This window comes from Streptomyces stoeckheimensis (assembly GCF_045822005.1).
GTDB lineage: Bacteria > Actinomycetota > Actinomycetes > Streptomycetales > Streptomycetaceae > Streptomyces > Streptomyces stoeckheimensis.
On sequence record NZ_CP169552.1, the window covers coordinates 185,963 to 212,280 of the forward strand.

A 26,318-nucleotide genomic window follows, 5' to 3' on the forward strand; every position below is an offset into this window, starting at 1 on the left:
GCCCTGGCCACGGGCGCCACCGGCTCTGATGGGCCGGTACGGATCCGGGTCAGCACGCAGTGTAGGCACGGTGCCGGTGATCATGTGAGTGTCCACGTCCCATGAACACCGAGCGGGCCCGTGCCTGCCTCTGCATCATGGCCGCCATCGCCATCACCTGACGAAACCAAACAAGAACACTTCACGCAATGCCCTTGGGTACCGCGAGGCCTCGCAGGCCTGCTGAGAAAATACCGGCCCGGCACTTCGTCCGTCTCCGAGTCCTCTCCCTTCCGTCTCCGATCCGTCCGGTCCCGGTCCGCCGGCTCGGCCGCCGGACCCCTTAGTCGGACCCCTTATTTGACAGGTGTCTGAACCTTCCTTTCACCTTTCGGACACTTCCGCACCGTGCCTGACGATCTTGACCCAGATATGAAGCTGCCCGTATTGAAGGGGGGCGTGCCACGGAACAGTCTTATGGCTCCGAGTGGAGTCAGGAGAGTGGATCGTGCGCAAGGTGCTCATCGCCAACCGTGGCGAAATCGCTGTCCGCGTTGCTCGGGCCTGTCGGGATGCCGGGATCGCGAGCGTAGCCGTCTACGCCGACCCGGACCGGGACGCTCTGCACGTCCGCGCGGCCGACGAAGCTTTCGCGTTGGGCGGTGACACCCCGGCCGCGAGCTACTTGGACATGTCCAAGATTCTGCAGGCCGCAGCCGATTCCGGTGCGGACGCCGTCCATCCCGGATACGGCTTCCTTTCCGAGAACGCCGAGTTCGCGCAGGCCGTCATCGACGCGGGCCTGATCTGGATCGGTCCGCCGCCGCAGGCGATCCGTGATCTGGGTGACAAGGTCGCCGCCCGTCACATCGCGCTGCGTGCCGGTGCGCCGCTGGTCGCCGGCACGCCGGATCCGGTCTCCGGGTCGGACGAGGTCGTGGCCTTCGCCAAGGAGCACGGCCTGCCGATCGCGATCAAGGCCGCGTTCGGTGGTGGCGGTCGTGGTCTGAAGGTCGCCCGGAACCTCGAAGAGGTTCCGGAGCTTTACGACTCCGCGGTGCGTGAGGCCGTCGCCGCGTTCGGCCGCGGTGAGTGCTTCGTCGAGCAGTACCTCGACAAGCCGCGGCACGTGGAGACCCAGTGCCTGGCCGACTCCCACGGCAACGTGGTCGTCGTCTCCACCCGTGACTGCTCGCTGCAGCGCCGCCACCAGAAGCTGGTGGAGGAGGCCCCGGCCCCGTTCCTGACGGAGGCGCAGAACGCCGAGCTGTATGCGGCGTCGAAGGCGATCTTGAAGGAGGCCGGCTACGTCGGTGCCGGCACCGTCGAGTTCCTGGTCTCGGCCGACGGCCTGATCTCCTTCCTGGAGGTCAACACCCGTCTGCAGGTCGAGCACCCGGTCACCGAAGAGGTCACCGGTATCGACCTGGTCCGCGAGATGTTCCGCATCGCGGACGGCGAGGAGCTCGGCTACGGGGACCCGGTCCTGCGCGGTCACTCCTTCGAGTTCCGCATCAACGGCGAGGACCCGGGCCGCGGCTTCCTGCCGGCTCCGGGCACCGTCACCAGGTTCGACCCGCCGACCGGTCCGGGTGTCCGCCTCGACGCGGGCGTCGAGTCCGGCTCGGTCATCGGCCCGGCCTGGGACTCCCTGCTCGCCAAGCTCATCGTCACGGGCGCCACCCGCGAGCAGGCCCTGCAGCGCGCGGCGCGTGCGCTGGCGGAGTTCAACGTGGAGGGCATGGCCACGGCCATCCCCTTCCACCGCGCGGTCGTCGTCGATCCCGCCTTCACGGCCGACCCGTTCACGATCCACACCCGCTGGATCGAGACCGAGTTCGTCAACGAGATCCCGGCGTTCACGGTTCCCGCCGCGGAGGACTCCGAGGACGAGCCGGGCCGCGAGACCGTGGTCGTCGAGGTCGGCGGCAAGCGTCTGGAGGTCTCCCTCCCGTCCTCGCTGGGCATGACCCTGGCCCGCACGGCGGCCGCGGGCGGCGCGAAGCCCAAGCGCCGCGCGGCCAAGAAGTCCGGCCCCGCCGCTTCCGGCGACACCCTGGCCTCGCCCATGCAGGGCACCATCGTGAAGGTCGCGGTCGAGGAAGGCCAGCAGGTCAACGAGGGCGACCTGATCGTCGTCCTCGAAGCCATGAAGATGGAACAGCCGCTCAACGCACACCGCTCCGGCACGATCGTGGGCCTCACCGCCGAAGTCGGCGCATCCCTCACCTCCGGCGCCACCATCTGCGAAATCAAGACCTGATTCATCCGAGGGATTTCTCTGCGAAATTCTGACGGAGCCTGACAATGCTCTGACATTGGGGATATTGAAACCGTTCCGGCCGCCCAGGACACTTGTCCTCAATACCGTCATCCGGTGTGTGGTGGGCCGTGAGGAGAGGGAAAACGTTATGCACAGCACGCTGATTGTGGCTCGGATGAGTCCCGAATCGATTGGGGATGTCGCCAAGCTTTTCGGTGAGTTCGACGGCACGGAAATGCCGCACCGCATGGGCACGCGCCGGCGCCAGCTCTTCCAGTACAAGGGCCTGTACTTCCACCTCCAGGACTTCGACGAGGACAACGGCGGCGAGCTGATCGAGCAGGCCAAGGGCGACCCGCGCTTCGTGGGGATCAGCCAGGACCTGAAGCCGTTCATCGAGGCCTACGACCCCGCGACCTGGCGCTCGCCGGCCGACGCGATGGCCACCCGCTTCTACAACTGGGAGGCGTCCGCGTGACCGGCCGACGCGTCGTCATCACCGGCATCGAGGTGCTGGCCCCCGGTGGCATCGGGCAGAAGAACTTCTGGAACCTGCTCAGCGAGGGCCGTACCGCCACCCGCGGGATCACGTTCTTCGACCCGAGCCCGTTCCGCTCCCGGGTCGCCGCCGAGATCGATTTCGATCCCGAGCAGTTCGGCCTGAGCCCGCAGGAGATCCGCCGCATGGACCGCGCCGCGCAGTTCGCGGTGGTCGCGGCCCGCGGCGCGGTCGCCGACAGCGGGATCAGCTTGGACGCCTACGACCCGTACCGCGTCGGCGTCACCATCGGCAGCGCCGTCGGCGCCACCATGGGCCTTGACGAGGAGTACAACGTCGTCAGCGACGGCGGCCGGCTCCACCTCGTCGACCACGAGTACGCGGTACCGCACCTGTACAACTACCTGGTCCCCAGCTCGTTCGCGGCCGAGGTCGCGTGGACGGTGGGCGCGCAGGGCCCGAGCACGGTGGTCTCCACGGGCTGCACCTCCGGCATCGACTCCGTCGGCCACGCGGTGGAGCTGATCCGTGAGGGCTCCGCCGACATCATGATCACCGGTTCCTCGGACGCCCCGATCTCGCCGATCACCATGGCCTGCTTCGACGCGATCAAGGCGACCACCAACCGGCACGACGACCCGGAGCACGCCTCCAGGCCCTTCGACGGGACCCGCAACGGCTTCGTCCTCGGTGAGGGCGCCGCCGTGTTCGTCCTGGAGGAGCTGGAGAGCGCCCGGAAGCGCGGCGCACACATCTACGCCGAGATCGCCGGCTACGCCACCCGCTCCAACGCGTACCACATGACCGGACTGCGGCCGGACGGCGCGGAGATGGCCGAGGCGATCCGGGTCGCGCTCGACGAGGCGCGGATGAACCCGACCGAGATCGACTACATCAACGCGCACGGTTCGGGCACCAAGCAGAACGACCGCCACGAGACGGCCGCCTTCAAGCGGAGTCTGGGCGACCACGCCTACCGGACTCCGGTCAGTTCCATCAAGTCGATGGTCGGGCACTCCCTGGGGGCCATCGGCTCCATCGAGATCGCCGCGTCCGCGCTGGCGATGGAGAACAACGTGGTGCCGCCGACGGCGAACCTGCACACCCCCGACCCCGAGTGCGACCTCGACTACGTCCCGCTGGTCGCCCGCGAGCAGCTGACCGACGCCGTCCTGACGGTCGGCAGCGGTTTCGGCGGATTCCAGAGCGCCATGGTTCTGGCGCGTCCCGAGAGGAGCGTGGCATGACCACCTCGGTTGTTGTGACCGGTCTGGGCGTCGCCGCCCCCAACGGCCTGGGTCTGCAGGACTTCTGGGCCGCGACGCGCACCGGCAAGAACGGCATCGGCCGGGTCACCCGATTCGACCCTTCCTCCTACCCGTCGACCCTGGCGGGCGAGGTGCCCGGCTTCGTCGCCGAGGACCTGCTGCCGAGCCGGCTGATCCCGCAGACCGACCGGATGACCCGGATGGCGCTGGTCGCCACCGACTGGGCCCTCGAAGACGCGGGCGTCGACCCCAAGGACCTGCCCGAGTTCGACACGGGCGTGGTCACGGCCAGTTCCTCGGGTGGCTTCGAGTTCGGTCAGGGTGAGCTGCAGAAGCTGTGGAGCCAGGGCAGCCAGTACGTCTCCGCGTACCAGTCCTTCGCCTGGTTCTACGCCGTCAACAGCGGCCAGATCTCGATCCGCAACGGAATGAAGGGCCCCAGCGGCGTCATCGTCAGTGACGAGGCGGGCGGTCTCGACGCGGTGGCGCACGGCCGCCGGCTCATCCGCAAGGGCACCCCGATGATCGTCTCCGGTGCCGTCGACGCGTCGATCTGCCCCTGGGGCTGGGTGGCGCAGCTGGCCGCCGACCGGCTGAGCACCAGCGACGAGCCGACCCGCGCCTATCTGCCGTTCGACGCCGACGCGGCCGGCTACGTGCCGGGCGAGGGCGGCGCCATCCTGATCCTGGAGTCGGCCGAATCGGCCCGCGAGCGCGGCGCGCGGATCTACGGCGAGATCTCCGGCTACGGCTCCACCTTCGACCCCAAGCCCGGCAGCGACCGCGAGCCCGCTCTGCGCAAGGCGATCGAACTGGCGCTGGCGGACGCCGGCGTGAGCCCCGAGGACGTCGACGTGGTCTTCGCGGACGCGGCCGGCGTGCCGGAGCTGGACCGCATCGAGGCCGAGGCGATCTCCGCGGTCTTCGGCGTCCGGGGCGTCGCCGTCACCGCGCCCAAGACCATGACCGGCCGGCTGTACTCCGGTGCGGCCCCGCTCGACATCGCCACCGCGCTGATGTCCATGGAGGAGGGGCTGATCCCTCCGACGATGAACGTCACCCCCGACGAGGAGTACGGCCTGGACCTGGTCGTCTCCCAGGCGCGCGCCGCCGAGGTGCGCACCGCGCTGGTGCTGGCGCGCGGGTACGGCGGCTTCAACTCCGCCGTCGTCGTCCGCACCGTCGACTGACCCGCTGTCCCCGCACGACCCGACCGTCCGACCTCCCCACGAAGGAAACCACGTGTCCGATCTGGAATTCACCCTGGACGACCTGCGCCGCATCCTGCTGGAGGGCGCCGGCGCCGATGAAGGCGTCGACCTCGGAGCCGACATCCTCGACGTGCAGTTCGAGGCGCTCGGCTACGAGTCCCTGGCCCTGCTGGAGACCGGCAGCCGCATCGAGCGCGAGTACGGCATCGACCTCGACGAGGACGCGCTGACCAACGCCGACACCCCGCGCGCCCTCATCGCGGCCGTCAACCAGCACCTGAGCGTCGGCCAGCGCTCCGCGGCCTGACGCACGACGCCTGACGTCTGACGTCTCCACCGGGTCGGGCGAAACGTTTCGCCCGACCCGGTCCCGCCGTACCACCCACCGAAGCCCACAGATTTCCGGAGAACCGAACATGTCAACGCAGGAGAAGCGGGTCGCTCTCATCACGGGTGCCACCAGCGGCATCGGCCTCGCCGCCGCCCGAGCCCTGGCCGCCAACGGCCACCAGGTGTTCATCGGTGCGCGCAACGCCGACAACGTCGCCGAGACCGTCAAGTCGCTGCAGGACGAGGGCATCGACGCCGACGGCACGGTCCTCGACGTCCGTGACTCCGCCTCGGCCGCCGCCTTCGTCCAGGCCGCCGTCGACCGCTTCGGCACCGTCGACGTCCTGGTCAACAACGCCGGCCGGTCCGGTGGAGGTGTCACCGCCGACATCGACGAGGAGCTGTGGGCCGATGTCATCGACACCAACCTCACCAGCGTCTTCCGGCTGACCAAGGAGGTGCTCAACACCGGCGGCATGCGCCACAAGAACCGCGGCCGCATCATCAACATCGCCTCCACGGCGGGCAAGCAGGGCGTCGTCCTGGGCGCCCCCTACTCCGCCTCCAAGCACGGCGTGGTCGGCTTCACCAAGGCCCTGGGCAATGAGCTCGCCCCCACCGGCATCACCGTGAACGCGGTGTGCCCGGGCTACGTCGAGACGCCGATGGCACAGCGCGTGCGCGCCGGCTACGCAGCCGCGTACGACACCTCCGAGGACGCGATCCTGCAGAAGTTCCAGTCCAAGATCCCGCTGGGTCGCTACTCCACCCCCGAGGAGGTCGCCGGCATGGTCGCCTACCTGGCCTCCGACACGGCCGCCTCCATCACCGCGCAGGCCATCAACGTCTGCGGCGGACTCGGCAACTTCTGAGACCCGCACCCGGCGGCGCCCGCACGGGCAGCACCCGGACCCAGCACCCGCACCCAGCACCCGTACCCCGTACCGATCCCTGGAGAAGAACGCCGTCATGACGACCCGTGAGGTTGAGCACGAGATCACGATCGCAGCGCCCGCACCGGCTGTGTACCGGCTGCTGGCGGAGGTCACCAACTGGCCGCGGATCTTCCCGCCCACCATCCACGTGGACCGGGTGGACCACGACGGATCGCAGGAGCGGATCCGGATCTGGGCGACCGCCAACGGCGAGCCCAAGAACTGGACCTCGCGCCGCGAGCTCGACCCCGAGGGCCTGCGCATCACCTTCCGCCAGGAGGTGACCACCTCTCCGGTGGCGTCGATGGGCGGTGCGTGGATCATCGAACCCCTGGGCGAGAACGAGTCCCGGGTGCGGCTGCTGCACGACTACCGCGCCATCGACGACGACGCGCACGACCTGCTCTGGATCGACGCGGCGGTCGACAAGAACAGCCGCTCCGAACTGGCCGCGCTGAAGAAGAACATCGAGTTCGCGCACGCGGCGCAGGAGCTGACGTTCTCCTTCGAGGACTCGGTGCACATCGACGGGTCCGCGAAGGACGTCTACGACTTCATCAACGACGCCCACCTGTGGTCCGAGCGCCTGCCCCACGTCGCCACCGTCCGCCTGACCGAGGACACCCCCGGCCTGCAGACCCTGGAAATGGACACCCGCGCCAAGGACGGCTCCGTCCACACCACCAAGTCCTACCGCGTCACCTTCCCCCACCAGGCCATCGCCTACAAGCAGGTCACCCTCCCCGCCCTCATGACCCTGCACACCGGCCACTGGACCTTCCAGGACACCGACCACGGCGTCACCGCCACATCCCAGCACACCGTCACCCTCAACACCGACAACATCGCCCGCATCCTCGGCCCCGACGCCACCACCGCCGACGCCCGCGACTACGTCCACACCGCCCTCTCCACCAACAGCCTCGCCACCCTCACCCACGCCAAGGCCTTCGCAGAGAACAAGCGCTGACGATGGACACCGACGTCCTGGTGATCGGAGCGGGCCCCGCCGGACTCATGCTCGCGGCGGAGCTGCGGCTCGGCGGGGCCGAGGTGGTCGTCGTCGACCAGCGCCCCGGACCGACCACGGAATCGCGGGCCTCCACCCTGCACGCCCGCACCATGGAGATCCTCGACTCCCGCGGACTGCTGGAGGAGCTCGGTACGCCGCCCCGCGAGCCCCGCGGCCACTTCGGCGGCATACCCCTGGACCTGACCCTGCCCAGCGCCCACTCGGGACAGTGGAAGGTCGCCCAGACACGCACCGAGGAGCTCCTGCAGAACCGGGCCGCCGCGCTCGGGGCCGAGCTGCTCCGCCGCCACCAGCTGCTGTCGCTGACGGCCGGTGAGGACGGGGTGGAGGCCGAAGCCATCGGCCCGAACGGCCCCGTCCGGTTGCGCGCCCGCTACCTGGTCGGCTGCGACGGCGAGGACAGCACGGTACGACGGCTGACCGGCGTCCCGTTCCCCGGCCAGGACGCGGCCCGCGAACTGCTGCGCGCCGACGTGTCCGGCGTCTCCGTCGCCGACCGGCGCTTCCAGCGGCTGGAGCGCGGGCTGGCCATCGCCGCCACCCGGGACGGCGTCACCCGCGTCATGGTCCACGAATTCGGCCGGCCCCCCGGCGTCCGCGCCGGAGCCGAGCCGGACTTCACCGAGGTCACCGACATCTGGAAGCGGGTCACCGGCGAGGACATCGGCCACGGCACCCCGCTGTGGGTCAACGCCTTCGGCGACGCGAACCGCCAGCTCGCCCAGTACCGCCACGGCCGCGTCCTGTTCGCCGGGGACGCCGCCCACCGCCAGATGCCCAGCGGCGGCCAGGCCCTCAACCTGGGCGTCCAGGACGCCTTCAACCTCGGCTGGAAGCTCGCCGCGGTCGTACGGGGCAGCGCGGACGAGGACCTCCTCGACACGTACCACGAGGAGCGCCACGCGGTGGGCCGCCAGGTCCTGGCCAACATCCGGGCGCAGGTCCAGCTGATGCTCGGCGGACCGGAGGTCGAACCGGCCCGCGCCGTGGTCGCCGAACTCATCGCCCTGGACGGCGTACGGGAGCACCTGGCCGGGATGATCAGCGGCCTCGGCATCCGCTACGAGGTCGGCGGCGAGGGGCATCCGCTGCTGGGCCGGCGGCTGCCGGACGCACAGCTGGAGCCCGGCCCCGGCGAGCCCGGGGGAGCCCGCCCGGTGCGCACCACCGAGCTGCTGCGCACCGGCCGCGGGCTGCTGCTGGCCCCCGGCGCCCCCGACGCCGACGGAGCCGCGGCGCTGCGCGCGGCCGCGGCGCCGTGGGCCGACCGGGTCGCCTTCGCCGCGGCCCGTCCCGTGGCCGGGGCCCCACTGGCCGAAGGCCAGGCCCTGCTGGTGCGCCCCGACGGGTACGTCGCCTGGGCGGGCGCCCGCCCGGACGGCCTGTCCGACGCGCTGCGCCGCTGGTTCGGCGTACCGGCGGGCGCGTCGGCAAGCGTGTCGGCAAGCGCACCGGCGGGCGTATCGGCGGGCGCACGGGCCGACGCCCCCGTCGGCCGTCCCTGAGAACCACCGGCGTCTTGCGAATGATCAGTTCAGACCCACACCTGAGAGGTAGGACACCCATGGACGCTGAGATGGACGCGGAGGTCGTCATCGTCGGCGCCGGCCCCACCGGGCTGATGCTGGCCGGGGAGCTGCGGCTGGGCGGGGTGAGCGTCATCGTCGCCGAGCGTCTGGAGCGGCCCACCGGCCAGTCGCGCGGCCTCGGCTTCACCGCCCGCGCCCTGGAGTCCTTCGACCAGCGGGGGATCGTCCCGCGCTTCGGCGGCCTGCAGACCAGCCCGGTCGGCCACTTCGGCGGAGTCCAGTTCGACTACACCGTTCTGGAGGACGCCCACTTCGGGGCCCGGGGCATCCCGCAGTCCCAGACGGAGGAGGTCCTGGAGGAGTGGGCCCGGGAGCTGGGCGCCGACATCCGCCGGGGCTGGGAGTTCCTCGCCCTGGAGCAGGACGAGGACGCCGTCACCGTCACCCTGACCACCCCGGACGGCGAGCGCCGGCTGCGCTCCCGGTACCTGGTGGGCGCCGACGGCGGCCACAGCCCGGTGCGCAAGGCCGCGGGCTTCGACTTCCCCGGCACCTCCGCCACCCGCGGCATGTACCTCGCCGACGTGGTGGGCTGCGAGGTCAAGCCGCGCTTCCTGGGCGAACGGCTGCCCGGTGGCATGGTGATGGCCGCGCCGCTCGCCGAGGGCGTGGACCGCATCATCATCGCCGAACACGGCACCCCGCCTGCCGACCGCAGCGAGACCCCGGAGTTCACCGAAGTGGCGGCTGCCTGGGAGCGTCTGACGGGCGAGGACATCTCCGGCGGTGGGGCCGACTGGGTCAGCTCCTTCACCGATGCCACCCGCCAGGTCACCGAGTACCGGCGCGGCCGCGTCCTGCTCGTCGGCGACGCCGCGCACATCCACCTGCCGGCCGGCGGCCAGGGTCTGAGCACCGGCGTCCAGGACGCCGTCAACCTCGGCTGGAAGCTGGCCGCCACCGTCCGCGCATGGGCGCCCGAAGGCCTGCTGGACACCTACCACGAAGAGCGCCACCCGGTCGGTGAGCGGCTGCTGATGAACACCCGCGCCCAGGGCACGGTCTTCCTCGGCGGTCCCGAGTCCCAGCCGCTGCGCGACCTGTTCGGGGAGCTCATCGCACTCGACCCGGTCAAGCGGCACCTGGCCGGAGTGGTCAGCCACCTCGACGTCCGCTACGACCTGGGACCCGACGGACACCCGCTGCTCGGCCGCAGGCTGCCCCCGAGGGCACTGGACACCGCCACCGGTGAGGTCCGCACCCCCGAGCTGCTGCACGCGGCGCAGGGCGTCCTGCTCGACCTGTCCGACGACACCGCGCTGCGCGAGGCCGCGGCCGCGTGGAAGGACCGCGTCACCACCGTCACGGGCTCCCCGCAGGACCCGGACGCCTTCGGCGGCGCCGCCTCCGTGCTGGTGCGCCCCGACGGGTACGTCGCCTGGGCGGGCACGGACCCGGCCGGGCTCACCGGGGCCCTGCACCGCTGGTTCGGGTCCCCGGAGGCCGCATGAGCACCACCGCGGTGGGCCGCGCGCCCGCGTCCGTGCCCCCGATGTCCCCGGGGGTCCGGCCCGTCCTCCTGGAGGCCGGGGACGTCACCCTCTCCGCGCTGATCGCCCAGCCGGCCGGCCCGCCGCGGGCCACGGTCATCGCGGTGCACGGGGGCGGGATGAGCGCCGGCTACTTCGACGGGCAGGCCCACCCCGACGTTTCCCTGCTCACGCTGGGCGCCCGGCTCGGCTACACCATGGTCGCCATCGACCGGCCCGGGTACGGGCTGTCGGCCGCGCAGTCGCCGCGCGGGCAGACCCTGGCCGAGCAGTCCGCCTCGCTGCACGCGGCGGTGACGCACCTGGCCGGACGCTGGGCGACCGGCGCCGGGGTGTTCCTGCTGGCCCACTCCTTCGGCGGCAAACTGGCCCTGACCTACGCCGCCTACCAGGCCGACGAGCTGGACCCGGGCCTGCCGCCGCTGCTGGGGCTCGACATCTCAGGGCTCGGCCGTGACTACGCGGTCGAGCAGGACATCCGGCTGGACCCGCACCAGCACGGCCACTGGAAGCGGAACTGGGGCGCCCTGCGCTTCTATCCGCCGAACACCTTCCGCGAAGCCGCGGCCATGGTCGCGCCCATGCCCCCGCGCGAGCAGGCGGAGGCCGGGCGCTGGCCGCGGCGGTTCACCGACGCGGCCCGGAAGGTACGGGTGCCGGTGCGGCTGACGTTCGCCGAGTGCGAGCTGTGGTGGCACCACGACGAGGACACCGTCGCCGACCTCACCGCGCAGTTCGGCGCGGCGCCGTCCGTCCGCGTCGACCGCCAGCCCGGCGCCGGCCACAACATCAGCCTGGGCTGGGCCGCCCGTACCTATCACCTGCGCGCGTTCGCCTACTTCGAAGACTGCCTCGCGCGGCGTGCCGCCGACGCGGTCGCGTCCGTGACCACCTGAGTTCATGGAGAAAACGCGTCGTACGCCCTTCCGCTCCCTGGCCGTCCGCAACTTCCGGCTCTTCGCGGCCGGCCAGGTCGTGTCGGTCGCGGGCACCTGGATGATGATCACGGCCCAGGACTGGCTGGTGCTCTCCATGACGGAGGACTCCGGCACGGCCCTGGGCACCGTGACCGCACTGCAGTTCACCCCGCTGCTGCTCTTCACGCTGTACGGCGGCCGGCTCGCCGACCGCTACGACAAGAGGATGCTGCTCACCCTCGCCAACCTGGTTTCCGGCGCGTGCGCGCTCACCCTGGCGGTGTTCGTGCTGGCCGGCTCGGTCCAGCTGTGGCACGTGTACCTGTTCGCGCTGGCGCTGGGCACCGTCAACGCGGTCGAGGTACCCACCCGGATGTCCTTCGTCAGCGAGATGGTGGGCCCCGAGCTGCTGCCCAACGCCTCCGCGATGAGCGCCGCGTACTTCAACACGGCCCGCGTGGTGGGCCCCGCCCTCGCCGGGCTGCTCATCAGCGCCATCGGCACGGGGCCCGTCATGCTGGTCAACGCGGCCAGCTATCTCGCCACGGTGGCGGGGCTGCGCATGATGCGGCCCGAGGAGCTCACGCGTACGGCGCGCCCCGCGCGGGGGGCACGGGTGATCGACGGACTGCGCTACGTACGCGGCCGGCCCGACCTGCTCGTGCCGCTCGCGCTGGTCGCCGTGATCGGCCTGTTCGGCTTCAACTTCCAGCTCACCCTGCCGCTGCTGGCCAAGACGGTGTTCCACAGTGACGCGACCGGATTCGGGCTGCTGACCACCGCGTTCGCCGCCGGTTCGCTGCTCGCCGCCTTCGCCACCACGGCGCGCAGCGGCCGCCCGACGGCCGCGGTGGTCACCGGCTCCGCCCTCGCGTTCGGCCTGCTGGAGACGGCGGCCGGCTGGTCCCCGAACTACGCCTCGGCGGCCGTACTGCTCTGCCTGACCGGCTTCGCCACCATCTACTTCGCGCAGGCCGCCAACCACCGCGTCCAGCTCGGCAGCGATCCCGCGTACCGCGGCCGGGTGATGGCGCTGTACACGCTCATCCTGCAAGGCCTCACCCCGCTCGGCGCCCTCCTCATCGGCTGGCTCACCGTCCGTCACGGTGCGCGCTCCGGCCTCTACGCGGGAGGGCTCGTCTCGTCGGCGGCGGCGCTCGCCGTGCTGCTCGCCGGGCGGATCCGCCGACGGCGCGGAGCCGCGCCCGCTCTTGCGAGTGACCAGTTCGAACCCACGAAGAGAAGGTAGGGCAGCGCCATGACCGAACAGACCCCGCACGGCAGGTTCGGGCAGCTCCCGGACCTGGACGCCCTGCGCGCGATGAGCATCGACGCGCGCACCCGGACCATCGGCCACTGCCTTCGCCTGGAGCTGGAACACCTGCTGGCTGTCCCGCCCGGGCACCGGATCTCGCCCCGCCTTCCGCTGCGCAGCCAGGGCCTGGACCCGCTCAACGCCCTGCACCTGGAGCGCCGCATCCGGCGGGTCCTGCACACCGAGGTCACCGCCGAGGTGCTGCGGGAGAGCACCGTGACCGAGCTGGCCGGGCTGCTCGCCCGCTGAGGCCCGACGCCGCCCCGAGACGTGCAACCGAACACTTCCACCGACACCGGAAACGGAGATCCGTACATGGCGCCCGTAGCACCCGCCGAACTCACCGGCCGGCTCATGGAGCTGGCCGAACGCAAGGACCTCGCCCGCGACGGCCAGGACCCCAAGGCCACCGAACGCCAGCACGCCAAGGGCAAGCTGACCGCCCACGAGCGCATCGCGCTGCTGCTGGACAAGGGAAGCTTCTGCGAGGTCGAGGCGCTGCGCAGGCACCGGGCGACCGGCTTCGGCCTCGAGGCGAAGAAGCCGTACGGCGACGGCGTGGTCACCGGGTGGGGCACGGTCGACGGCCGGACGGTCTTCGTCTACGCACACGACTTCAGGGTCTTCGGGGGCGCGCTGGGCGAGGCCCATGCCGCCAAGATCCACAAGATCATGGACATGGCCATCGGGGCGGGAGCTCCGCTGGTCTCACTGAACGACGGGGCGGGCGCCCGCATCCAGGAGGGCGTCTCGGCGCTCGCCGGGTACGGCGGCATATTCCAGCGCAACACCAAGGCCTCCGGCGTCATCCCGCAGATCTCGGTGATGCTCGGACCCTGCGCCGGCGGCGCCGCGTACTCCCCGGCCCTGACGGACTTCATCTTCGCCGTACGCGACATCTCGCAGATGTTCATCACCGGCCCCGACGTGGTTCGCGCCGTGACCGGTGAGGAGATCAGCCAGAACGGACTCGGCGGCGCGGACGTGCACGCCGGGACCTCGGGCGTGGCCCACTTCGTCTACGACGACGAGGAGACGTGCCTGGCAGAGGTGCGCTACCTGCTGTCCTTGCTGCCGGCCAACAATCGGGAGCTGCCGCCCGGCACCCTCGCCGCCGACCCGACGGACCGGCCCGGCGACGCCCTGCTCGACCTGGTGCCCGCCGACGGCAACCGCTCGTACGACATCCGAGGCGTCATCGAGGAGCTCGTCGACGACGGCGAGTACATGGAGGTGCACGCGGCCTGGGCGCCGAACATCGTCTGCGCCCTCGCCCGCGTGGGCGGCCACACCGTCGGCATCGTCGCCAACCAGCCGGCCGCGATGGCGGGCGTCCTCGACATCAAGGCCAGCGAGAAGGGCGCGCGGTTCGTTCAGTTCTGCGACGCTTTCAACATCCCGCTGGTCACCCTCGTCGACGTCCCCGGCTTCCTGCCGGGCGTGGACCAGGAGCACGAGGGCATCATCCGGCGCGGCGCGAAGCTGCTGTACGCGTACTGCAACGCGACCGTGCCGCGGGTCTCCGTGGTGCTGCGCAAGGCGTACGGAGGCGCGTACATCGTCATGGACTCCCGGTCCATCGGCGCCGACATCGCGCTGGCCTGGCCGACCAACGAGATCGCGGTCATGGGAGCCGAGGGCGCCGCCAACGTGGTGTTCCGGCGGGAGATCGCCGCCGCCGACGACCCCGACGCGATGCGCCAGGAGAAGATCGACCAGTACAAGCGGGAGCTCGTCCACCCCTACTACGCCGCCGAGCGCGGCCTGGTCGACGACGTCATCGACCCGCGCGAGACCCGCTCGGTCCTGGCCCGCTCCCTGGCCATGCTCGCCTCCAAGCACGCCGACCTGCCGCGCCGCAAGCACGGCAACCCGCCCCAGTGACCGAGGGAGCAGCCATGACCGCACCGCACGCCACCACCGATGCCACCACCGACGCCGACGCCTGTGCCGCGTGGCCGCTGCTGCGCGTCGAGCGCGGCTGCCCTTCGCCCGAGGAGCTGGCCGCCCTGACCGCGGTCCTGCTGGCCCGTACCTCCTGCGCGGCGCCGGACGACCTGGCCCGCTGCCAGCAGGGCGTCGCCCGGTGGCGCCGCCCGGACCGGGTCGTCGGCTTCGACGGACCACGCACCTGGCGGGCCGCCGCCTGAGCCAGGCGCGCCGCCAACACCGAAGGGGCCGGGGAGTTCTCGCGAACTCCCCGGCCCCTTCGGTGTTGCCCGGACCTCATCCCGCGTGCGGCTCAGGCCGGCCGCGGTCCCGCAGCACCGTGCGCAGAGCGGGCTCCATCGCCCCGATCCGCTCGACGGCGTCCGCGGCGTACAGGTACTCGGGCGGCACCGCCCGCATCGAGATCCGGCGGTCCCCGGAACCGGCCAGTGCCACCGCGGCGACATGGCTGTGGCACAGCGGCAGATTGCCGACCACCCAGCCCGCGGGACGCTCGGCGAAGCCGGCCTCGCCCAGGTAGTCGAGGTCGGCCCCCCGGGTCAGCCCGGTGCCCAGCCCTTTCAAGTACGCCTCCTTCCGTGTCCACAGGCGGCCGAAGGCCGCGGTCCGCTCGGGCTCGGGAAGCCCGCCGAGCTCCGCCTGCTCGGCGGGGTGCAGCGCCGGCAGGCACGCCGCGGTGGTCTCGGCGGACGGCAGACGCTGTACGTCGACACCCACCCGGACCTCGGCCACCGCCACGATCGCCAGACCATGACTGTGGGAGAGCGAGAACTCGGGGGCGATGCCGGGCACTCCGAGCACCTTCGGCCGGCCGTACCGCCGGCCCTCGCCGTCGTAGCGCTCGCCCGCGAGGACGATCCGGCGCGGTGCGATGCCGGTGTACACGGCGAGGACCCGGCGCAGGCCCACGTGCGCCGCGGCGTACATGCGGCGGTCGTCGGAGCGGCGGTAGGCATCGGCCCGTCCCTTCTCGTACGCGTCGAGCTCGCCGATCGGGATGTCACGGGGCGTGTCGGGCGGCGGCAGCAGCCACACGTCCAGTTCCCCCTGCCCGACGACGAACGTGTTCACGGTCTGGGGCAAGGTCCGCCCTCCGCATGCGCCTTGGCGTGGGTGAGGGTGGCGAGGCTGTTGGTGGAGAGGGCGGTGTGGACGTAGTCGCGGGCGTCGGCGGTGGTGGCGTCGGGGCCGAGGATGCGGGCGATGTTGTCGGTGTTGAGGGTGACGGTGTGCTGGGATGTGGCGGTGACGCCGTGGTCGGTGTCCTGGAAGGTCCAGTGGCCGGTGTGCAGGGTCATGAGGGCGGGGAGGGTGACCTGCTTGTAGGCGATGGCCTGGTGGGGGAAGGTGACGCGGTAGGACTTGGTGGTGTGGACGGAGCCGTCCTTGGCGCGGGTGTCCATTTCCAGGGTCTGCAGGCCGGGGGTGTCCTCGGTCAGGCGGACGGTGGCGACGTGGGGCAGGCGCTCGGACCACAGGTGGGCGTCGTTGATGAAGTCGTAGACGTCCTTCGCGGACCCGTCGATGTGCACCGAGTCCTCGAAGGAGAACGTCAGCTCCTGCGCCGCGGCGGCGTGGTCGCGCTCGGTGTTCTCCTTCAGGGCCGCGAGCTCGGCGCGGGCGTCCCGGTCGACGGAGGCCTCGATCCGCTCCCAGGCCCCGGCGTCGTCCCCTTCGGCCTGGAACTCGTGCAGCAGCCGCACCCGGGAGCCGTCCTCCCCCAGCGGTTCGACGATCCAGGCGCCGCCCAGCCAGGCGACGTGGTCCTCGGTGGCCAGCAGCTCGAAGTTGATCCGCCGTGCGGCGGGCTCGACGATGCGGCGCAGCGGCCGGCTGTACGGCTCGCCCTCCCCGGCCTCCCAGATTCGCAGCCGTTCCTCGCCCTCGGGGGCGGCGTCGTGGTCGACGTGGACGGTGGCCGGGAAGATCCGCGGCCAGTTCTCCACCTCCGCGATCAGCCGGTGGACCGTGTCCGCCGGGACCGCGATGTCGATCTCGTGCGCGACTCGGCGCATGCCGGGTTGTTCCATGGTTGGTGTCTCCTCGTCCTGGTGTGGTGCGCGTGGACGGGGCGGGTGACGGGATACGAAAAGCCGCTGCCGGGTGGGGGATACCCGGCAGCGGCGATCCAGTGGGGGGAGTGGGAGGTACGTCCGTGCGCCCGCGGCCGTGCGCGATCTCTTCCTTGGTACTGATGGCGGTCCTACGAGCTTGCGCTCAGGCCCGGCGGTGCTCCGGCCGCCGCACAGCCGGCCGGAGCACCGCCGGGAGGATCACTCGCCCGTGCTGCGGGTGTGCACGACGCGGTAGGTGTTCTCGTCCTGCCAGGTCTGCACGGCGGCGACGCGCGCGTCGACCTTCTGGCGCTCCGGGGAGCGCTCCGACTCCGGCTGGGCGCGGAAGGCGTCGTAGGCCTCCTTGCCGTCCCACTGGGAGTAGATGACGACGAACTTGCCCTCGATGCCGCGGGCACGGAGGCCGCGCAGGACCGTGTGGGTGCGGTAGCCGGGGACGTCGATCAGCCACTCCTGCGACGCGCCCAGGGCGTCGATGAGGTCCTCCTGGTCCTCCTCCGCCACGCCGAACAGCTCGATCGCCGTGTAGTCGTCGCGGTCCGGAGAGATCTCCGTGACGCCGCCGAACTCCGGCTTCTGCTGGGTGAAGGCGATCTCGTTCTGGAGCAGGCGGATCGAGGTGGTGATCTCGCCGAAGAGCGGAAGCGTGCGGTGCTTGAACTCCTCGCCGGCGTAACGGGACTCGAGGTCCTCGGTGCTGCGCCACTGGATGAAGTTCGCCGTGCCCGGCTTGTCCTGGCCGGCGTGGACCGTGCTGGAGATCCAGCCCTCGTAGGCCGCGGAGTCGACGATCTCGCGCATCGCGGCGAGCAGCTTGACCTGCTTCTCGTCCGCGTCCGTCGAGAACAGGTTGAGGACAGTCAGGTGCTGACCATCGGCTGCGATCTTCGGCATTCTCGTCTCTTCCGTTCGAGGAAATTGGGGTTCGAGAGCAGCATCGCAAGGAGGCCGGGCGATAAGAAAGCCTCTTCTGTTCAGAGTTGTTGGCAGATTTGTCAAGTACTTGAAGGCGGTGTCAGATGTTCCACAAGTTCGTCAGGGCATTTAAAAACGGACTTGGTTGTCCATTGCCGCGCGCGCCATGCTCCTTCAATGAATCCAGGTCAGGAACCATTTGAGATAAGTGCCCTGCTGGACCGATATCTCATCGGTCTCGACGACGAAGAACTCGACGACGCATGGGCACAGGGGCTCTTCACGAAAGACGCCCGGGTCGAATTTCCGATGAGCCGGCACGAGGGCCTCGACGGGCTCGCCGGTTACCACCGTGACGCGCTGAGCGCCTTCGCCGCCACCCAGCACCTGGGCTCACCCGCGGTCGTCGAGTTCGGCGAGGACGGGGAGCGGGCGATCCTGCGCGCCAATCTCGTCTCGACGCACCTGCACCACTCCGGTGCGGCCGCCGAGCCGCTGTTCCAGGTCGGCACCCTGGCGACCGGCGAGGCCCGCCTCACCACCGACGGCTGGCGGCTGGCCGCCCTGTCCTTCCGCGTCCTGTGGACCCGTGGCACACCGCCGCGGCCGCAGGAGGCCCGGTGAACGTCCTGGCGGCGCCCGCCGCCCAGGAGATGAAGCTCGCGATCATGCTCGCCGACATCGCGCTGGTGCTGGTGGTGGGCGCCGCGCTCGGACGGCTGGCCCAGAAGGTGCGCCAGCCCGCCGTGGTCGGCGAGATCACCGCGGGCATCCTGCTCGGACCCAGCGTCCTCGGCCTGCTGCCGGGAGACCTGACGAACCGCATCTTCCCCGCCGAAGTCCGGCCGCTGCTGTCCGCCGTGTCTCAGGTAGGCCTGATCCTCTTCATGTTCGTGGTGGGCTGGGAGTTCGAAAAGCGGCTGGTCAGGCGGCACGCCGGGCTCGCAGCAGGCGTCTCGCTGTCGTCGATCGCCGTGGCCTTCGGCCTGGGGGTGGCGCTGGCCCCGTTCCTGTACCCCGAGCACGCCGTCGTGGCCGGGCACGAGATCTCCTTCGCGGCGTTCGCCACCTTCCTCGGCACCGCCATGTCGGTGACCGCCTTCCCCGTACTGGCCCGGATCCTCTCCGAGAACAAGCTGCTGGAGAGCCGGGTCGGTTCGCTGTCGCTGGCCAGCGCCGCCATCGACGACCTGCTCGCCTGGTGCCTGCTGGCGTACGTATCGGCCCTGGTCACCGCAGACGGCGACTACTCCGACCTCGCGCGCATCGGGTTGCTCAGCGTGGTCTACGTGGTGGCCATGCTGGTGGTCGTCCGACCTCTGGTGGCCCGTCTGGTGTGGCGCTGGGCCGCCGCCGAGCGCTGGTCCCCGCTGCTCGCCGTGCTCTGCGCAGGCGCCCTGACCTCGGCGTGGCTGACCACCTGGATCGGCATCCACGCCATCTTCGGTGCCTTCCTCTTCGGCTTCATCATGCCGCGCGAGCCTGCCCTGGTCCTGGCGCAGCACCTGCGCAGGCCCATGGACAACGTCAGTGTCGTACTGCTCCCCGTCTTCTTCATCGTCACGGGGCTCGGCGTGGACCTCGGCTCCCTCACCGGCGGCGACTACATCGCACTCGCCGCGATCGTCTTCGTCGCCTGCGCGGGCAAGCTGATAGGCGCCATAATCCCGGCGCGGCTGGCCGGGTTCTCCTGGCGGGAGTCGAAGGACCTCGGACTGCTGATGAACACCCGCGGCCTGACCGAACTCATCATCCTCAACGCCGCCGTCAGCCTGGGCGTCCTCGACGGGCGCATGTTCACGATGCTGGTGATCATGGCTCTGCTCACGACGGCGATGGCGGGTCCGCTGCTGTCCCGGAGGCGTCCCGTGCCCGTCGACCCAGACCCCGAGGCCGCGGCGTCGCCTGCGGCTCCCGAACCCGTCGCGGACCTGGCCCGTCCGCGCGCCTGACGAGAATTGAGAGGGCTGTAGTGATGTCCGTTTCGCAATCCATCCCCGAGCAGCTCAGTCCCGTGGACGGCAGTGTGCTGCGCACCGTGTGCGGGAACTTCGCCACCGGTGTCACCGTCATCACCTCGGGAAGCGGCGAGACCGCCGCCGGCGCCACGGTGAACTCCTTCACCTCGGTCTCCCTGGACCCGCCGCTCGTGCTCATCTGCCTCCACGAGAACTCCCGCCTGCTGCCGGTGGTGCAGGAGTCCGGAGGCTTCGTCGTGAACTTCCTGACCCATCAGCAGAAGCCCCTGGCCTGGGCGTTCGCCGGCCGCCAGACCGCCCGGCTCGAAGAGGTGCCGCACCACGCGTCCGCCGGTGACCTGCCGGTGCTCAGCGAGGCCCTGGCCTACCTGGAGTGCCGGCTCGTCACCGAGTACGACGGCGGGGATCATGCCATCCTGCTCGGTGAGGTCGTCGGAGTCGGCACGCCCGCCGAGGAGGAGGATCCGCTCATCTTCTTCCAGGGCTCCATGCGCGAGCTCGGCCGCGAGTCGGTCCTGCAGGGCTGACGCCGGCCCGGGACCGTGCCGTCAGCGCTGGCGGGCCGCCGCGGCCTGCTCCTCCGTCACGTCGAACGCCTGCCGCGCCTGTTCGACCTTGGGCAGGTGGTCGGCGGCCCAGTCGGCGAGCGCGGCGAAGAGCGGAGCCAGGCTCTTGCCCAGCGGGCTGATCTCGTACTCCACCCGGGGAGGCATCTCGGGGTAGTACGTGCGCACCACCAGCCCGTCCCGCTCCAGCTGGCGCAGCCGCTGTGTCAGCACCTTGGGCGTGATGCTGCTGATGTTGCGGTGCAGTTCGACGAAGCGCTGGACGCCGTACTCGTTGAGGGTCCACAGGATCGGTGTCGTCCAGCGGCTGAACACGATGTCCAGGACCGGCGCGATGGGACAGGCCAGCTCCGCGGCGATCCGTTGCGCGTGCTCGGCGGCGGCGCCGCTCAACGTCGCAGGGCTTTTCATTCAGGCCTCACCTTCCGGGAAGTCACTTTCCTCTAGGTACCTACTTTACTGCCGATGCTAGCTTCCGGGAAGCCGCCAACGGCCGCTCGCAGCACCCCCCTTTCCGAGATCTCACGCCAAGGAGTGGCAACGGCCATGCCCCTTCACCCGCCTCTGCCGGCCACGGCCGAGGACTTCCTCGCAGAGAACCACCTGTGCACCTTGACCACACTGCGCCCCGACGGGACGCCGCACGTCGCGCCCGTACGGTTCACTTGGGACGCCGAGGCGGGCCTGGCCAGGGTCATGACCAGGGCGACGACCCAGAAGGTCCGCAACGTGCTGGCCGCCGATGGCGTCCGGGTCTCCGTATGCCAGTCCGTGGGGTTCCGCTGGATCACCCTGGAGGGAACGGCGACCGTCTCCACCGACCCGCCGCGGCTCGTGGAGGGGATCCGCCGCTACACCAAGCGGTACTGGTCCCCGCCGCCGCAGGCGCCGGACCTGGCGGTCATCGAGATCGCGGTCGACCGGGTGATGAGCAACTAGGCAGCCAGAGGCCGCCAGAGGGTGCCGGAACACGCTTCCGGCACCCTCTCGCGTGCTGCCCGTGTAGTAGCTGTCCGGGATCTGACGAAGTTCACAGAGTTCTGTATCGGCGGCAGTTCAGCTTCTCGTACGCCCTCGGAATACTGGAGGAAACGCCAGTGGGAGAGGGAATATGGTCACCTATAACGCCGATGTGATTGTTGCCGGAGCAGGGCCTTCGGGGCTCATGCTCGCAGGGGAACTTCGTCTCTCGGGCCTGTCGGTCATCGTGCTCGACCGGCTGACGGAGCCGATGCAGCAGTCGCGAGCCCTCGGATTCTCGGCTCGTACGATCGAGGAGTTCGGACAGCGCGGACTCCTCGAGGAATTCGGCGAACTGGACACCATTCCCGGTGGGCACTTCGGTGGACTCCCGCTCGACTACCGCATCATCGAGGGCGGCAACTTCGGTGTCCGCGGCGTCCCGCAGTCGCGGACCGAGGCCATCATCAACAAGTGGGCCGCCGGTCTGGGCGCCGAAGTCCGTCGGGGCGTCGAGGTCGTCGGCATGACGCAGGACGACGACGGCGTCCAGGTCGAGGTCACCGGCCCCCAGGGCGCCGAGACGCTGCGCGCCGCCTACCTGGTGGGCTGCGACGGTGCCCGCAGCACCGTCCGCCGCCTGGCCGGCATCGACTTCCCCGGCGTCGGCGCCACCCTCGAAATGAAGATGGCCGACGTCACCGGCATCCCGCTGCGCATCCGCCCGACCGGTGAGGTCGGCGAGGCCGGCATGGTGGTCGTCCTCCCGCTCGGCCCGCACGCCACCCGCGTCGTGGTCTTCGAGCGCGGTGCGGGCGTCCGCCCCACCCAGGACGCGCCCACCTTCGACGAGGTGGCCTCGGCCTTCCAGCGGGTGACCGGCGAAGACATCAGCGGCGCCACCCCCCTGTGGACCAGCTACTTCACCGACGCCAGCCGTCAGGCTGCCACGTACCGCCAGGGCCGTGTCTTCCTCGCGGGCGACGCCGCCCACATCCACCTGCCCATCGGTGCCCAGGGCATCAGTGCGGCCGTCGGCGACGTGGTCAACCTCGGCTGGAAGCTCGCCGCCACGATCAAGGGCCACGCCCCGGAGGGCCTGCTCGACACCTACCACGCCGAACGCCACCCGGTCGGCGCCCGGATCGTCACCAACACCCTCGTGCAGCGCACCCTCTACCTCGGCGGCCCCGAGGCGCAGCCGCTGCGTGACCTGTTCGCCGAGCTGGTCCAGATCGAGGAGGTGCGCCGCCACCTCGTGGGCCTGGTCACCGGCCTCGACATCACCTACGGCGCGGCCCCGGGCGACCACCCGCTGCTCGGCCGGCGCCTGCCCGACCAGGAACTGGTCGTCGGCGACGAGAAGACCACCACGTACGAGCAGCTCCACGCGGGCCGTCCGGTCCTGCTCGACCTGCACGACAGCGCCGCGCTGCGCGAAGCCCACGCAGCCTGGGCGGACCGGGTCGACATCGTCACCGCGGAGCGCGCCGACCCGGCCGCGCCGGCCGCCAGCCTCCTGGTGCGCCCCGACGGCTACGTCGCCTGGGCGAGCAAGGACGGCTCGGCCGAGGGCCTGACCGAGGCCCTCGCCCAGTGGTTCGGCGAGCCCGGCAGCGCCGCCTGACCCCGTGACGACCGGCCGGCGCGCGCACCCGGACGCGCCCCATCCATCCGAGAAAGAGGAGTGCGGTCTTGTCCACCAAGGCTGAGGCAAAGCAAGAGGCCCCCGAGGCCATCCAGTGTGACGTACTCATCCTGGGTTCGGGCCTCGCGGGCTCGATCACGGGCGCCATCCTGGCCCGGCAGGGTGCCGACGTGGTGCTCGTCGACGCGGGCCAGCACCCGCGGTTCGCCGTCGGTGAGTCGCAGAACCCGCAGCTCGTCGAGTGGCTGCACATTCTGGCCACGCGCTACGACGTCCCCGAGATCAAGCACATGCTGGACGTCAAGGCGGTCACCGAGCACATCGGCCCGCACCACGGCCGCAAGCAGAGCTTCGGTTTCGTCAAGCACCGCAAGAACCGCGAGCCGGACCCGCGTGAGGCGAACATGTTCGTCATCCCGAAGATGCTCACCGAGGCCGTGCACCTCTTCCGGCAGGACACCGACTCGTACTACCTGAACGTCGCCGCCAAGTACGGCTGCACCCTCAGGCAGAACTGGTTCGCCACCGACCTCGACTTCGACGACGACGGCGTCACGGTCACCGGCAAGAACGGCGAGGTGTTCCGCGCCAAGTACCTCATCGACGCGAGCGGTTTCCGCTCCCCGCTCGCGCAGAAGTTCGACCTGCGCGAGAACCCGCCGAGGCACAAGCACCACGCGCGCTCGCTGTTCACGCACTACGTCGGCGTCAAGCCGTACGACGACGTGTGCGACTACCCGGAGGCGCTGCGCCCGCCGGCCGACTCGCCCTTCCACGGGGGCACCCTGCACCACCTCATCGAACGCGGCTGGTTCTGGATCATCCCGTTCGACAACTACAAGGACTCCAAGAACCCGGTCTGCAGCGTCGGCCTGACCTTCGACGAGCGGCTGTACCCCAAGCCGAAGGACATGACGCCGGACGAGGAGTTCAACCACTACCTCGACATGTACCCGGCGGTGAAGCGCCAGTTCGAGGGTGCCAAGCGGGTGCGCGAGTGGGTCTCCACCGACCGCATCCAGTACTCCTCGAAGAAGACCGTGGGCGACCGCTGGTGCCTGATGTCGCACGCGGCGGGCTTCATCGACCCGCTGTACTCGCGGGGTCTGTCCAACACCTTCGAGGTCGTCGACGCCCTCGCCTGGCGCGTGCTGGACGCCCTGCGCGAGGACGACTTCAAGGCAGAGCGCTTCGAGTACGTGGAGAAGCTGGAACAGGGCCTGCTGACGTACAACGACAACATCGTCAACGCCTCCTACATCGCCTTCGACCACTTCCGCCTCTGGAACGCGGTCTTCCGGGTGTGGGCCTGCTTCACCACCCCGGCCACCATGCGGCAGATCATGGCCCGCCAGAACTTCGAGCTGGACGGCGACGACCGCCACTTCAAGGAGATGGAGAACTCTCCGTACACGGGCCTGTGGTGGCCGGACAGCCACGCCTTCAAGCACCTCTTCGACATCACCGTCGAGACCTGTGAGCGGTACGAGGCGGGCGAGCTCGACGGCGACAAGGCCGCGGACATCGTCTTCCAGGCCATCCGCGACTGCGAGTCCGTCAACACGCCCTTCGGCTGGAAGGGCCCCGAGGACCACCGGTTCTTCCGGGCCACCACCCCCACGATGATCAAGTTCATGTGGTGGGCGAGCACGTCCGGCCCGAAGGAGATGCGCGACCTCGGCCGCTCCATGCTCGCGGGCGTCGTCAAGCAGGGCCTGCGCGGCCGCAAGGTCTCCTGACCGCGAATCCTCTTCCATCCTCCGCGAGAACGGACACTTGGACCTCACATGATCAGCCGTAGAACGATGCTGGGCACCGCCGCCGCCGGAGTGGGCGTCGCCCTGCTTCCGCAGGCCGCAGGGGCGACGGCCGCCGCGACCTCCTCGACTCCCTGGTGGAGCTGGCTCGACCTGCAGCTGGACGGCCGGCTGGTGCTGCCGTCCCACGCCGAGTACCCCGTGGCCAAGCAGCTCGAACTGGCCCAGTTCGACGTCATCAACCCCCAGGCGATCGCCTACTGCAAGACGCCCGCAGACGTCTCCAACGCGATCCTCTTCGCTCGGGACGAGGGCCTGCAGTTCGCCGTCCGAAGCGGTGGACACAACTACGCCGGTGCCTCGACCACCACGGGCCTCGTCATCGACGTGTCCGAGATGAACTCGATCAAGTTCGGCACGAACAACTCCGTGACGATCGGCCCCGGCGCGCTCAACATCGACGTGCTGAACACCCTGGCCACCAAGGGGCTGTCCCTCAGCAGCGGCGGCTGCCCCACGGTGGCGGCCGGCGGCTTCCTCCAGGGCGGCGGGCTCAGCTTCATGACCCGTAGCCTCGGCGTGGGCTGCGACTCGGTGAAGTCCGCCCAGGTCGTCCTCGCCAACGGCAGCATCGTCACCGCGTCGGCCACGAAGAACAGCGACCTCTACTGGGCGATACGCGGGGGCGGCGGCGGCAACTTCGGCGTCGTCACCTCCTACGAGCTCACCGCGCACGTGATCGGCCCGCTGCTCGTCTCGTACCTCTTCTTCCCCTACGAGCGGTCGGCCGAGATCCTCGACGCGTCGACCCGCTGGCTCGTGAACGCGCCGCGTTCCATCTCCGGCGGCGCCTACATCACCCTGCCGGACGCCGCACCGGGCGCCGTTCCCACCACCGTGGTGACCCTGGTCTCCCGGGGCACGTCCGCCGAACTGGCCGCCGAGACGGCGCGCCTGCTCGCCATGACGGGCCAGCCGGTCGGACGCAACGACATGACCACGTCGTACCAGAACCTGATGCTGAACATCTTCGGCTGCGGCAGCCTGAGCCAGGACGCGTGCCGCCGCTCGGAGAAGACCACCACCGGGCAGCTCACCCGGCCGGCCTTCGGCGTGGAGCGCATGCGGATGGTCTCCCAGCCCCTGCCGCTGAGCGGTTGGACGGACGTGATGACGGCCTTCGACGCGCACCGGGCCGCCGGCCAGCGGCGCACGCTGGAGATCCACTGGTTCGGCGGCGCCGCCAACGACGTGGCCGCCAGCGCGACGGCCTACCCGCACCGGGACACGCTCTTCTGCGTCAGCTACCGGTCGACGACCGCGGATGCCGCGAACGCCACTCCCGCGGGCAAGGCCGTGGCACAGCAGTGGGTCGACGGCGGGTTCGCCGCGGTCAACCCCCACTCCAACGGCGGAACGTACGTGAACTACATGGACCCGGCCCTGCAGGACTGGAAGCAGTCCTACTACGGCGCCAACTACTCGCGCCTGGTCACGGTCAAGAAGAAGTACGACCCGGCACGCATCTTCAACTCCACCCCGCAGTCCGTCGGCGCCGCCTGAGTCGCCCGGGCCGGCCCCGCCCCCGGGGCCGGCCCGGCGCACCCGCGCCGTTCCCCACAGACCAACGCAACGAAAG

25 protein-coding genes are annotated in these 26,318 nt (G+C 70.5%); 21 read left to right on the plus strand and 4 right to left on the minus strand.

Going from position 1 to position 26,318, the window contains the following annotated elements; translation table 11 throughout:
* Positions 1-487: 487 nt before the first annotated feature.
* The 14 genes from ACE1OC_RS42490 (at position 488) to ACE1OC_RS42555 (ending at position 14,979) form a co-directional block, all read left to right on the plus strand.
* Positions 488-2,242 carry an acetyl/propionyl/methylcrotonyl-CoA carboxylase subunit alpha gene (locus tag ACE1OC_RS42490; RefSeq protein WP_407842017.1) on the plus strand — a complete coding sequence of 585 codons (1,755 nt, stop codon included), beginning with the start codon at positions 488-490 and terminating at the stop codon, positions 2,240-2,242.
* A gap of 148 nt (positions 2,243-2,390) precedes the next feature.
* On the plus strand, positions 2,391-2,720 hold the full coding sequence (locus ACE1OC_RS42495; RefSeq protein ID WP_407842018.1) for a TcmI family type II polyketide cyclase: 330 nt from the start codon (positions 2,391-2,393) through the stop codon (positions 2,718-2,720).
* Positions 2,717-3,988 carry a beta-ketoacyl-[acyl-carrier-protein] synthase family protein gene (locus tag ACE1OC_RS42500; protein ID WP_407842019.1) on the plus strand — a complete coding sequence of 424 codons (1,272 nt, stop codon included), beginning with the start codon at positions 2,717-2,719 and terminating at the stop codon, positions 3,986-3,988. Before ACE1OC_RS42495 ends, ACE1OC_RS42500 begins: the two co-directional genes overlap by 4 nt.
* Positions 3,985-5,199, plus strand: coding sequence for a ketosynthase chain-length factor (locus tag ACE1OC_RS42505; RefSeq protein WP_407842020.1), 1,215 nt, complete (start codon positions 3,985-3,987; stop codon positions 5,197-5,199). Before ACE1OC_RS42500 ends, ACE1OC_RS42505 begins: the two co-directional genes overlap by 4 nt.
* Positions 5,200-5,251: 52 nt before the next feature.
* Positions 5,252-5,527, plus strand: coding sequence for an acyl carrier protein (locus ACE1OC_RS42510; protein ID WP_407842021.1), 276 nt, complete (start codon positions 5,252-5,254; stop codon positions 5,525-5,527).
* Between the two features lie 109 nt (positions 5,528-5,636).
* Positions 5,637-6,422: a 3-oxoacyl-ACP reductase FabG gene (fabG, locus tag ACE1OC_RS42515; protein ID WP_407842022.1), complete on the plus strand. Its 786-nt coding sequence runs from the start codon at positions 5,637-5,639 to the stop codon at positions 6,420-6,422.
* Between the two features lie 97 nt (positions 6,423-6,519).
* Positions 6,520-7,455, plus strand: a complete 936-nt coding sequence (locus ACE1OC_RS42520; protein WP_407842023.1) for an aromatase/cyclase — start codon at positions 6,520-6,522, stop codon at positions 7,453-7,455.
* Positions 7,456-7,457: 2 nt separating this feature from the next.
* Positions 7,458-9,023, plus strand: coding sequence for an FAD-dependent monooxygenase (locus ACE1OC_RS42525; protein WP_407842024.1), 1,566 nt, complete (start codon positions 7,458-7,460; stop codon positions 9,021-9,023).
* Between the two features lie 59 nt (positions 9,024-9,082).
* Positions 9,083-10,558: an FAD-dependent monooxygenase gene (locus ACE1OC_RS42530; RefSeq protein ID WP_407842025.1), complete on the plus strand. Its 1,476-nt coding sequence runs from the start codon at positions 9,083-9,085 to the stop codon at positions 10,556-10,558.
* On the plus strand, positions 10,555-11,493 hold the full coding sequence (locus ACE1OC_RS42535) for an alpha/beta hydrolase (RefSeq protein ID WP_407842026.1): 939 nt from the start codon (positions 10,555-10,557) through the stop codon (positions 11,491-11,493). The genes ACE1OC_RS42530 and ACE1OC_RS42535 overlap by 4 nt, the downstream gene beginning before the upstream one ends.
* Before the next feature lie 4 nt (positions 11,494-11,497).
* Positions 11,498-12,763, plus strand: a complete 1,266-nt coding sequence (locus ACE1OC_RS42540) for an MFS transporter (protein ID WP_407842027.1) — start codon at positions 11,498-11,500, stop codon at positions 12,761-12,763.
* Positions 12,764-12,772: 9 nt separating this feature from the next.
* Positions 12,773-13,078, plus strand: a complete 306-nt coding sequence (locus tag ACE1OC_RS42545; protein ID WP_407842028.1) for a phosphopantetheine-binding protein — start codon at positions 12,773-12,775, stop codon at positions 13,076-13,078.
* A 66-nt stretch (positions 13,079-13,144) separates the two neighbouring features.
* On the plus strand, positions 13,145-14,713 hold the full coding sequence (locus ACE1OC_RS42550; RefSeq protein WP_407842029.1) for an acyl-CoA carboxylase subunit beta: 1,569 nt from the start codon (positions 13,145-13,147) through the stop codon (positions 14,711-14,713).
* Positions 14,714-14,727: 14 nt separating this feature from the next.
* Positions 14,728-14,979, plus strand: coding sequence for an acyl-CoA carboxylase epsilon subunit (locus tag ACE1OC_RS42555; RefSeq protein ID WP_407842030.1), 252 nt, complete (start codon positions 14,728-14,730; stop codon positions 14,977-14,979).
* 76 nt (positions 14,980-15,055) lie between these two features.
* Here ACE1OC_RS42555 and ACE1OC_RS42560 read toward each other — a convergent pair whose 3' ends face one another.
* From ACE1OC_RS42560 to ACE1OC_RS42570, 3 genes are all read right to left on the minus strand, one after another.
* On the minus strand, positions 15,056-15,862 hold the full coding sequence (locus ACE1OC_RS42560; RefSeq protein ID WP_407842031.1) for a 4'-phosphopantetheinyl transferase family protein: 807 nt from the start codon (positions 15,860-15,862) through the stop codon (positions 15,056-15,058).
* Complete coding sequence (locus ACE1OC_RS42565) at positions 15,847-16,809, minus strand: aromatase/cyclase (RefSeq protein ID WP_407842032.1); 963 nt, start codon at positions 16,807-16,809, stop codon at positions 15,847-15,849. Before ACE1OC_RS42565 ends, ACE1OC_RS42560 begins: the two co-directional genes overlap by 16 nt.
* 243 nt (positions 16,810-17,052) lie before the next feature.
* Positions 17,053-17,748 (minus strand): antibiotic biosynthesis monooxygenase family protein, encoded by a 696-nt coding sequence (locus ACE1OC_RS42570; RefSeq protein WP_407842033.1) that lies wholly within the window; start codon positions 17,746-17,748, stop codon positions 17,053-17,055.
* A 198-nt stretch (positions 17,749-17,946) separates the two neighbouring features.
* Here ACE1OC_RS42570 and ACE1OC_RS42575 point away from each other — a divergent pair, with 198 nt between their 5' ends.
* Genes ACE1OC_RS42575 through ACE1OC_RS42585 form a run of 3 tightly spaced genes read left to right on the plus strand, consistent with a single transcriptional unit; the run spans position 17,947 to position 20,275 of the window.
* A complete protein-coding gene (locus ACE1OC_RS42575; protein WP_407842034.1) occupies positions 17,947-18,393 on the plus strand; it encodes a nuclear transport factor 2 family protein in 447 nt (148 codons plus the stop codon).
* Entirely contained in the window at positions 18,390-19,721 is a 1,332-nt protein-coding gene (locus tag ACE1OC_RS42580; RefSeq protein WP_407842035.1) for a cation:proton antiporter, read from the plus strand. The genes ACE1OC_RS42575 and ACE1OC_RS42580 overlap by 4 nt, the downstream gene beginning before the upstream one ends.
* Positions 19,722-19,744: 23 nt before the next feature.
* The gene (locus tag ACE1OC_RS42585) at positions 19,745-20,275 is read left to right on the plus strand and encodes a flavin reductase family protein (protein ID WP_407842036.1); all 531 of its coding nucleotides are present in this window, start codon (positions 19,745-19,747) and stop codon (positions 20,273-20,275) included.
* A 21-nt stretch (positions 20,276-20,296) separates the two neighbouring features.
* Here the strand turns inward: ACE1OC_RS42585 and ACE1OC_RS42590 are convergent, their stop codons facing one another.
* Positions 20,297-20,725 carry a winged helix-turn-helix transcriptional regulator gene (locus ACE1OC_RS42590; RefSeq protein ID WP_407842037.1) on the minus strand — a complete coding sequence of 143 codons (429 nt, stop codon included), beginning with the start codon at positions 20,723-20,725 and terminating at the stop codon, positions 20,297-20,299.
* A gap of 135 nt (positions 20,726-20,860) precedes the next feature.
* On the opposite strand from ACE1OC_RS42590, the gene ACE1OC_RS42595 reads away from it, so the two are divergent.
* The 4 genes from ACE1OC_RS42595 (at position 20,861) to ACE1OC_RS42610 (ending at position 26,242) form a co-directional block, all read left to right on the plus strand.
* Positions 20,861-21,253, plus strand: coding sequence for a pyridoxamine 5'-phosphate oxidase family protein (locus ACE1OC_RS42595; RefSeq protein ID WP_407842038.1), 393 nt, complete (start codon positions 20,861-20,863; stop codon positions 21,251-21,253).
* 172 nt (positions 21,254-21,425) lie between these two features.
* Positions 21,426-22,901: an FAD-dependent monooxygenase gene (locus ACE1OC_RS42600; RefSeq protein WP_407842039.1), complete on the plus strand. Its 1,476-nt coding sequence runs from the start codon at positions 21,426-21,428 to the stop codon at positions 22,899-22,901.
* Between the two features lie 68 nt (positions 22,902-22,969).
* A complete protein-coding gene (locus ACE1OC_RS42605; protein WP_407842040.1) occupies positions 22,970-24,661 on the plus strand; it encodes an NAD(P)/FAD-dependent oxidoreductase in 1,692 nt (563 codons plus the stop codon).
* Between the two features lie 48 nt (positions 24,662-24,709).
* Positions 24,710-26,242, plus strand: coding sequence for an FAD-binding oxidoreductase (locus ACE1OC_RS42610; RefSeq protein ID WP_407842041.1), 1,533 nt, complete (start codon positions 24,710-24,712; stop codon positions 26,240-26,242).
* The last annotated feature ends 76 nt before the right edge of the window (positions 26,243-26,318 follow it).

Excerpts from the sequence above, each read along its gene's own strand:
- ACE1OC_RS42520 (WP_407842023.1), top strand. The coding sequence starts at position 6,520 with ATGACGACCCGTGAGGTTGAGCACGAGATCACGATCGCAGCGCCCGCA.
- ACE1OC_RS42610 (WP_407842041.1), top strand. The coding sequence starts at position 24,710 with ATGATCAGCCGTAGAACGATGCTGGGCACCGCCGCCGCCGGAGTGGGC.
- ACE1OC_RS42550 (WP_407842029.1), top strand. The coding sequence starts at position 13,145 with ATGGCGCCCGTAGCACCCGCCGAACTCACCGGCCGGCTCATGGAGCTG.
- ACE1OC_RS42540 (WP_407842027.1), top strand. The coding sequence starts at position 11,498 with ATGGAGAAAACGCGTCGTACGCCCTTCCGCTCCCTGGCCGTCCGCAAC.
- ACE1OC_RS42575 (WP_407842034.1), top strand. The coding sequence starts at position 17,947 with ATGAATCCAGGTCAGGAACCATTTGAGATAAGTGCCCTGCTGGACCGA.
- ACE1OC_RS42590 (WP_407842037.1), bottom strand. The coding sequence starts at position 20,725 with ATGAAAAGCCCTGCGACGTTGAGCGGCGCCGCCGCCGAGCACGCGCAA.
- ACE1OC_RS42555 (WP_407842030.1), top strand. The coding sequence starts at position 14,728 with ATGACCGCACCGCACGCCACCACCGATGCCACCACCGACGCCGACGCC.
- ACE1OC_RS42505 (WP_407842020.1), top strand. The coding sequence starts at position 3,985 with ATGACCACCTCGGTTGTTGTGACCGGTCTGGGCGTCGCCGCCCCCAAC.
- ACE1OC_RS42565 (WP_407842032.1), bottom strand. The coding sequence starts at position 16,809 with ATGGAACAACCCGGCATGCGCCGAGTCGCGCACGAGATCGACATCGCG.
- ACE1OC_RS42535 (WP_407842026.1), top strand. The coding sequence starts at position 10,555 with ATGAGCACCACCGCGGTGGGCCGCGCGCCCGCGTCCGTGCCCCCGATG.
- ACE1OC_RS42595 (WP_407842038.1), top strand. The coding sequence starts at position 20,861 with ATGCCCCTTCACCCGCCTCTGCCGGCCACGGCCGAGGACTTCCTCGCA.
- fabG (WP_407842022.1), top strand. The coding sequence starts at position 5,637 with ATGTCAACGCAGGAGAAGCGGGTCGCTCTCATCACGGGTGCCACCAGC.
- ACE1OC_RS42545 (WP_407842028.1), top strand. The coding sequence starts at position 12,773 with ATGACCGAACAGACCCCGCACGGCAGGTTCGGGCAGCTCCCGGACCTG.
- ACE1OC_RS42585 (WP_407842036.1), top strand. The coding sequence starts at position 19,745 with ATGTCCGTTTCGCAATCCATCCCCGAGCAGCTCAGTCCCGTGGACGGC.
- ACE1OC_RS42495 (WP_407842018.1), top strand. The coding sequence starts at position 2,391 with ATGCACAGCACGCTGATTGTGGCTCGGATGAGTCCCGAATCGATTGGG.
- ACE1OC_RS42530 (WP_407842025.1), top strand. The coding sequence starts at position 9,083 with ATGGACGCTGAGATGGACGCGGAGGTCGTCATCGTCGGCGCCGGCCCC.
- ACE1OC_RS42570 (WP_407842033.1), bottom strand. The coding sequence starts at position 17,748 with ATGCCGAAGATCGCAGCCGATGGTCAGCACCTGACTGTCCTCAACCTG.
- ACE1OC_RS42525 (WP_407842024.1), top strand. The coding sequence starts at position 7,458 with ATGGACACCGACGTCCTGGTGATCGGAGCGGGCCCCGCCGGACTCATG.
- ACE1OC_RS42600 (WP_407842039.1), top strand. The coding sequence starts at position 21,426 with ATGGTCACCTATAACGCCGATGTGATTGTTGCCGGAGCAGGGCCTTCG.